Below are 4,088 nucleotides of genomic sequence, written 5' to 3'. Positions count from 1 at the left end.
GACCAAGTCGAGGAGGTGGTTCCAGCCCGCGTCGCTCGTGAACGTCTCGCCGATCCAGTCGGTCATGGGTGGAAGTGTCGCGGCCGCGGGTCAAACGTTGCGGTGTCGGCGGGGGCGACCGGGACCGCCCCGCGGAGCGCGATGAGAACCCGGGCCGTCAGACCGGCATCCCCGTGTTGTCAGACCGGCATCCCCGTGTTGTCAGACCGGCATCCCCGGGCCGTCAGACCGGAACGGCCGGCAGGAGGACCGTCGCGGCCTCGGCGGCCGCGAACGTCGAGTCGTACAGGTGGTTCAAGAGGAGGTAGGTGACGACGCCGAGCGCGAGCGAGAGGATCCACGCGCTCGCGGCGATCCGACCGACGCGGCGGTGCGGCGTCTCGGTGCGCAGTTCCTGCTCCGTGTGGGTGAGTCCGAGGACGATGGCGTAGAGGACGACGGGCACCGAAACCACGGAGAGGACGATGTGGATCGCGAGCATGACCAAGTACGCCGGGTACACCCAGTCCCACAGCGGGACCCACGCGTACGTCGAGTCCAGCACGAACTCCTTGGTGCCGCCGCCCGCGACCTTCGGGAGGTACATCGCGAGGAAGAGGAGGATGAGGACGAACGACGTCGTCATCGCCGCGGCGTGTTTCTTCACCTCGTCGTTGCGGATCCAGTACCACCCGAGCGAGAGGGAGAGTACGGTGACGGTGTTGACGGCGGCGATGGCGTGCGCGAGGAGGTCGACGGTCCCCTGCGTGAGCGTCGGGAACAGCGCTTGGAACTCGGGGACGAGGAACACGCCACCGACGGCCCCGTAGCCGACGATCGTGAGGAGGACGGTTATCGCAGTGGGGTGTTCCGCGGCCCTGTCGCGGACGCTGGCGGTGGACATACCCGACGTACTCTCGGGAGCGTTATTGGCCTTTCGAGGCTGGTCCCCGTCGCCGGAACCGGGCAGTCAGGACTCAGTCGCCGATGACGCCGGTCGCGGTCGCGACCTCGATCGCGGCCTCCTCGTTGATCCCACCTTGGAGGATCGTGTAGCGGTCGCGGATCTCGTGGGCGCTCGTCAGGGCTGCGATCAGCTCCGCGTCGTCGATCCCAAGTTCGCCCGCCGTCGTCGGGGCGTCGAGTTCGGCGAGCGCGTCGCGGATGGCGTTCCACCGGCCGTTCTCGCCGCTGTGGAGGTACTCGGTCATGATCGACGCGACGCCGACCTGGTGGCCGTGGAGCGCCTTCCCGGGTGCGATGCGGTCGAGCTGGTGGGAGATGAGGTGTTCCGCGCCGGAGGCGGGCCGCGAGGAGCCGGCGATGGACATCGCGACGCCCGAGGAGACGAGCGCCTTCACGACCACCCACGCCGACTCCTCTAACCCCGGCCGAATCATGTCGGCGTTCTCGACGAGCAGCTCCGCGGTCATCTCCGAGAGCGCGCCCGCGTACTCGCTGTACTCGACGTTTCGCAGGCGACGGGCGAGCCGCCAGTCCTTCACGGCGGTGTAGTTGGAGATGATGTCCGCACAGCCCGCGGTGGTGAGCCGCCACGGCGCGTCCGCGATCAGCGTCGTGTCCGCGACGACGGCGAGCGGCGGGTCGGCGGCGACCGAGTGGCGCGTGTCGCCCTCGGGGATCGACGACCGACCGGAGACGATCCCGTCGTGGGAGGCGACCGTCGGGACGGAGACGAAGCCGACGTCGAGGTGGTCGGCGGCCATCTTCGCGATGTCGATCGGCTTCCCGCCGCCCAGCGCTATCAGGTAGCCGGGGTCGACCGCCTCCGCGGTCTCTTTCAGCTCCTCGACGGCCGCGAAGGAGGCCTCCTCGACGACGGCTGTCGCGGGGTCGTCGAACTGCGCCCGGACGCGGTCGCCGGCGATCTCGTTCGGCGTCGGGCTGGTCACGATCAGCGGCCGTCCCGTGAGGTAGAGGTCGCCGACCGCCTCTCCGAGGTCGTCGAGGACGTCGTGTCCCACGAGGACGTTCCGCGGGAGCTTGATCCACGTCGTCTTCTCGAACATACGGGTCGGTCGCGCCGACGGGGCAAAGCCGTTGTCCATGTCGGTCGGGGGAACCCAGATGTCGGCCGACTCGGCCTCTCGCGTTCAACTCAGGCGGCCAGCGCCGAGAGCGTCGTCGCCGCGTCGTAGAGGAAGTAGACGCCGAAGCCGGCGAGCACGACGGCGGAGCCGACGGCGACGACCGGCGCGAACGTCTCGATCCGGCGCTCCGCGGCGACGAGTCCGGTCGGGAACCCGGTGACCCAGAGCAACACGCCGAGGAAGAAGCCGACGATGAGCGCGGGCGATCCGGTGGCGACGACGAACGTCCCGGCGAGGTCAGCGCCGACGACGGGGAGCCGGGCGAGGACGTCGAGCTCGCCGGGCTGGAGGAGTCCGACGCCGATGGTCAGCCAGAACAGCACCTGGTACGGGTTCGTCAGGGCGAGCACCAGCGCCTTGCGGAACCCCTTCCCCTCCGCGACGACCGGCTCCTCGCTCTCAGTCGGGCGGAACGACGCTCGCGCGCCCCGCGCCGCATCGACGGCGAAGTACAGCATCAAGACGCCGCCGACCGCGACCATGAAGCCCTGTAACAGCGGGAACGACTCCACGACCGCGACGACGCCGACGTACGCGAGAACGAAGAAGATCGCGTCGGCCGTCGCGGCTCCGAGACCGGCCCTGACCCCGGCGAGCCGACCCCGGAGGACCGACTCCTCGGCGATCACCGCGTTCATCGGGCCGGGCGGGGCCGCGAGCGCCAGTCCGAAGACGACGCCCGCGCCGAGCGTGACGAAGCTACTCACACCGCTCGAAACGCCCGGTTTCGTGAAAAACCCCGCGACAGAGAGGCGGTCGATAGCGGTGGGTTCCGGGCCGTACGCCCGAGATCGGCGCATCGACGGACGGATGTGGACACGGCGATCGGCCCGAGCGGGGGGACGTTCCGACTACGCGTCCTGAAGCTCGGCGTCGCGGAGCGCCTCGTTGAGGTCCTCGCGGACCCGCTCGCCGGTCTCGCGGTCCATCGCCGTGGTGACGATCCGGTTCTCTTGGACGCTGGAGCCGTCCCGTAAGAGGAGCCGGACGTTTCCGTTGGTCCCCGCGCGCGTCGCCTTCGCTCGGAGCCCCGTCCGCGACCCGGTGCCGCCGGCGTCGATGGGGCCGGGAACGATCTTCTTGACGTGCGGGTGTTCCGCGACGGTCTGGACGGCCTTCCGGCCCTTGCGGTCGCCGATGAGCGTCGAGTGGGACCCGCCGATCTTCTCCCGCGGCGGCGTCTCGACCACCGCCAGCGACCGGTCGCCCCTGCGGTCGAGGACCCACGCGACGACCGGACTCACGTCTTCCCCGTCTTCCCGAGCGCCGCCGTCGCGCGTGCCGTTCGCGGTCGATTCGCCGCGTCGGCCGCTCGAACCGCCGTCTGGGACGCGGTAGAACTCGTGGTGGAGCTGCGCGCGCGTCTCGCGGAGCGGCGCACGCTCGCCGGCTGCGTAGACGGTCTCGGGGCGCTTCCATCGGATCTCGTCGGCGACGCGGCCGGCGAAGTTCCGGAGCTGGACCTCGCTCAGCCGCTCGCCCTCTTCCGGGCGCGTGGTGACCGTCGTCTGGCCGACGACCGCGTCCTCGTCGAGTATCGTCAGGTGCGCGCGGTCGCTCTCGAACTCGGCGACGACCGCGTCGGCGTTGGCGGTGTTGCAGGTCAGACAGTAGTCCCCCGGNTTCTCGATCGGGGTGCCACACCGCCGGCAGTTCATAGCGGACCAGGGGCGTGCGAGNTAAAAGGGCGTCCGTTGTGGGCGTCGCGGAACGAGGACGTCCGCGGGTTCGTCGCGGAGAGAGGGCGTCCGTAGGTTCGTCGCGGAGAGGGCATCCGCCGCGACCGCAGGGAGCAACCCATATTAGTGTCCCCGGCGTCGAAACGCGGTATGAACGACTCGCGGCCCGACAGAAACCCGGACGAAGAGACCGTCGAGGACCGGCTGGCCCGGCTGGTCCGCGGCGGCCGCACCAACGCGATCGCCGCGTGGGCGATGGTCGCGGTGCTCGTCGGGGTGTTCGTCGAGTCGTGGGAGGCAAGGCACACAGGGGGATAGG

General features: G+C 70.0%; 5 protein-coding genes. 1 reads left to right on the top strand and 4 read right to left on the bottom strand.

The features are described from left to right. Nucleotides 1-223 precede the first annotated feature (223 nt). The 4 genes from BN903_RS09330 to BN903_RS09315 all read right to left on the bottom strand — a co-directional run bounded on the left by BN903_RS09330 (nucleotide 224) and on the right by BN903_RS09315 (nucleotide 3,748). Nucleotides 224-883 carry a DUF420 domain-containing protein gene (locus tag BN903_RS09330; RefSeq protein ID WP_048077471.1) on the bottom strand — a complete coding sequence of 220 codons (660 nt, stop codon included), beginning with the start codon at nucleotides 881-883 and terminating at the stop codon, nucleotides 224-226. 73 nt (nucleotides 884-956) lie between these two features. Next, the gene (locus BN903_RS09325; RefSeq protein WP_048077470.1) at nucleotides 957-2,009 is read right to left on the bottom strand and encodes an NAD(P)-dependent glycerol-1-phosphate dehydrogenase; all 1,053 of its coding nucleotides are present in this window, start codon (nucleotides 2,007-2,009) and stop codon (nucleotides 957-959) included. 89 nt (nucleotides 2,010-2,098) lie between these two features. Then, complete coding sequence (locus BN903_RS09320) at nucleotides 2,099-2,797, bottom strand: LysE family translocator (RefSeq protein ID WP_048077469.1); 699 nt, start codon at nucleotides 2,795-2,797, stop codon at nucleotides 2,099-2,101. Nucleotides 2,798-2,941: 144 nt separating this feature from the next. Beyond that, on the bottom strand, nucleotides 2,942-3,748 hold the full coding sequence (locus BN903_RS09315; protein ID WP_048077468.1) for a DUF2103 domain-containing protein: 807 nt from the start codon (nucleotides 3,746-3,748) through the stop codon (nucleotides 2,942-2,944). A 171-nt stretch (nucleotides 3,749-3,919) separates the two neighbouring features. On the opposite strand from BN903_RS09315, the gene BN903_RS16750 reads away from it, so the two are divergent. Next, nucleotides 3,920-4,087, top strand: coding sequence for a hypothetical protein (locus BN903_RS16750; protein WP_154018104.1), 168 nt, complete (start codon nucleotides 3,920-3,922; stop codon nucleotides 4,085-4,087). Nucleotide 4,088: the final 1 nt, after the last annotated feature.

The organism is Halorubrum sp. AJ67 (assembly GCF_000513435.1).
This window is presented reverse-complemented; position numbering and strand designations above follow the sequence as displayed.

Coding starts and splice junctions, on each gene's coding strand:
- BN903_RS16750 (WP_154018104.1), top strand. CDS start 3,920: ATGAACGACTCGCGGCCCGACAGAAACCCGGACGAAGAGACCGTCGAG.
- BN903_RS09330 (WP_048077471.1), bottom strand. CDS start 883: ATGTCCACCGCCAGCGTCCGCGACAGGGCCGCGGAACACCCCACTGCG.
- BN903_RS09325 (WP_048077470.1), bottom strand. CDS start 2,009: ATGTTCGAGAAGACGACGTGGATCAAGCTCCCGCGGAACGTCCTCGTG.